The sequence below is a fragment of the Methylobacterium indicum genome (assembly GCF_001043895.1).
In the GTDB taxonomy this organism is placed as follows: domain Bacteria; phylum Pseudomonadota; class Alphaproteobacteria; order Rhizobiales; family Beijerinckiaceae; genus Methylobacterium; species Methylobacterium indicum.
This window is the reverse complement of the sequence record NZ_JTHF01000477.1, coordinates 1-881: the sequence shown is the minus strand read 5'-3', so window position 1 is coordinate 881 and position 881 is coordinate 1. Positions and strand designations below refer to the sequence as shown.

The following is an 881-nucleotide window of genomic DNA, read 5'->3' as shown; positions in this document are numbered from 1 at the left end:
AGCCTGCTCCCGCCCCCAAGGCCACCCCGGCACCGAAGGCCGAATCCGGCCCGCTTCTGCGCCGGTTCGAGGACGTGGTGGCGCTCGCCGACGAGCGCCGCGACATCGGCCTCAAGATGGCGCTGGAGCGCGACGCGCATCTGGTGCGGTTCGAGGACGGCCGGATCGAGCTTCGCCTCGCCGAGGGCGGACGGGCGACGCTCGCCACCGACCTCGCCAACGCCCTCCATGCCTGGACCGGCCGGCGCTGGGTGGTGGCCCTGTCGCACGAGACCGGCGAGGCGACGCTCGACGCCCGGGCCAAGGCCGCGGTCGCGAGCCGCCACCAGGGCGCCGCGAGCCACCCGCTGGTCCAGGCGGTGCTCAAGAGCTTCCCGGGCGCCCAGATCGTCGACGTGCGCGACAAGGCCGCCGACCCGGCGGAGCCCGACGACGTCCCGCCGCCGGATTCCGACGACCCGGACCTGTAGCCGGCGGGCCCTCGGCGCCCCACATCCTGTTCGACGAACTTCTCTCACACACCGCGAGGACGCCGCCATGGACATCATGGGACTGATGAAGCAGGCCCAGGCCATGCAGCAGAAGATGGCCGACCTTCAGTCCGAGCTCGACGGCGTCCAGGTCACGGGCGCGTCGGGCGGCGGCTCGGTCTCGGTGACGATGACCGCGAAGGGCGACGTGAAGGGCCTCACCCTCGATCCCGCGCTGCTGGTGCCGGACGAGAAGGAGATCCTCGAGGACCTGATCGTCGCCGCCCTCAACGACGCCAAGGCCAAGGCCGAGCGGGCCGCCCAGGAGCGGATGCAGGACCTGACCAAGGGCCTGCCGCTGCCGCCGGGCATGAAGCTGCCGTTCTAGCTTCCTCCCCTCCCCCTTGTGGG

1 protein-coding gene and 1 pseudogene are annotated in these 881 nt (G+C 72.3%); both read left to right on the top strand.

Translation table 11 applies throughout. From position 1 onward, the window contains the following. Positions 1-470: pseudogene (locus tag QR78_RS31595) on the top strand (DNA polymerase III subunit gamma/tau); the annotation flags it as partial. Positions 471-537: 67 nt separating this feature from the next. Continuing rightward, positions 538-858, top strand: coding sequence for a YbaB/EbfC family nucleoid-associated protein (locus QR78_RS31590; protein WP_048431602.1), 321 nt, complete (start codon positions 538-540; stop codon positions 856-858). Positions 859-881: the final 23 nt, after the last annotated feature.

Bases quoted from the DNA above. Each gene is read 5' to 3' on its own strand.
- QR78_RS31590 (WP_048431602.1), top strand. From the start codon at position 538: ATGGACATCATGGGACTGATGAAGCAGGCCCAGGCCATGCAGCAGAAG.